Consider the following 1,392-nt stretch of genomic DNA (forward strand, 5'->3'; position numbering starts at 1 on the left):
GCGGTAGCGAGGGTGTCTATCTCGGTCGTCACACACTGAGACTGGACACCCTCGCCTCGTCTACGGGCCCAAACCCTTGGAATCGATCATCTAGGAGCGTTCGGACCGGGTGTCGAACGGGCCGGTTCACGGCACCAAGCGCCGGTGGCGGCGTTGGGAAGCCGAGTTCACGTGCCGCTGTTGTGGCGAGGGCTGGGCCCGGGACGAGCTGCACGAGGCCCTGCTCCTCCTTTCGCCGCGGGCCGCCACCGAACTCCGAGTGCAGGTGGAACGCCTGGACATGGTCCTTCTCCGAGAACGACGGGCCGGCACGGGGCCGTGCTCGGCATCGCCCGCCTGCACGACCTCGCCCTCACCGGGTGACTCCCACCCCGTACGGGGACAACCTTTAGGCTGTGCGGATCTGTCGTCCGTCTCATGGGGGCTGATTTCGTGCGCGCCGTCCGATCCATCCGCCGGTCCGGCCCCCGGAGGCTCCGCAGATCCAGTTGTGCCGTGGGGGTCGTCGCGTTGGGTCTCCTCGGGGGGCCGGCGCTCTCCGGTTGTGCGAGCGAGGGCAACCCCGACAACGCCAACGGCGGGCACGGGCCGATCCTGAGGAAGCTCTGGGACGTGCCGACGGGGTACGTGGGGGACTACGACTACGTGCATGCCGTCTGGGTGATGGACGACCGGATCGTCCGCGTCTCGAACATGTCGCTCGAGGCCATCCGGTTGTCGGACGGCCACAGCATGTACTTCCGGCAGCTGGACTACCCGCCAAGTGCGTCAAGGGCACTGGACTCACAGGACCGGGGCCTCGTCGACGGGTCCACGTACGACGCGCGTACCGGCACGGATCTGAACCCCATGGGAGGCGGTGACGGTCAGAAGTTCGTGGCGAGAGAACCGGGCGTGACGCGGCAACCGATCCAGGAATGGCGGAAGAAGGGGCACAAGTACAACTCCTTCACCGTTCAGGATCCCGCGACGGGGAAGATCGTCGGCCGCTACTCCGTGCCGGAGCTGAACTTCATCGCGAAGGGCAAGGTGGACAAGTGCTTCGGGATACGGCTGAAGGACGGGCGGATCGTCTTGGTCGCCTCGGACAACGTCGGTGACTACCTGGCCGCCGCCTATCGCGCACCGGAGTAGGCCGTGCCTGGAGCAGCCGCTGTCCGACCTCTCCGGGGAGCGAGGGTACCGGGGGCAGCTGGTGCTTTTGCCCTGCTGGTGACAGGCCCCTCACCGGTGACGCTCATGCACGGTGACGATCCTGCCGCACCACGACGGGAGAACTGACCGCCGCAGGCACGATGGGCCGTGCAACCTTTCGCCTCACTTCTTGCATCAGGGTGTCGGGCTTCACCTGGAGTGCGGCCTGGAAAGGAGTGCCGTCCATGGCGGGGCGCG

Annotated in this window: 1 protein-coding gene; it reads left to right on the top strand. The window is 67.1% G+C overall.

The genetic code is table 11. The annotated features are described in order from the left end of the window. The first annotated feature begins 495 nt into the window (after positions 1-495). Entirely contained in the window at positions 496-1,134 is a 639-nt protein-coding gene (locus ACFYYN_RS43380; RefSeq protein WP_500550204.1) for a hypothetical protein, read from the top strand. The last annotated feature ends 258 nt before the right edge of the window (positions 1,135-1,392 follow it).

This window comes from Streptomyces sp. NPDC001902 (assembly GCF_042891295.1).
GTDB lineage: Bacteria > Actinomycetota > Actinomycetes > Streptomycetales > Streptomycetaceae > Actinacidiphila.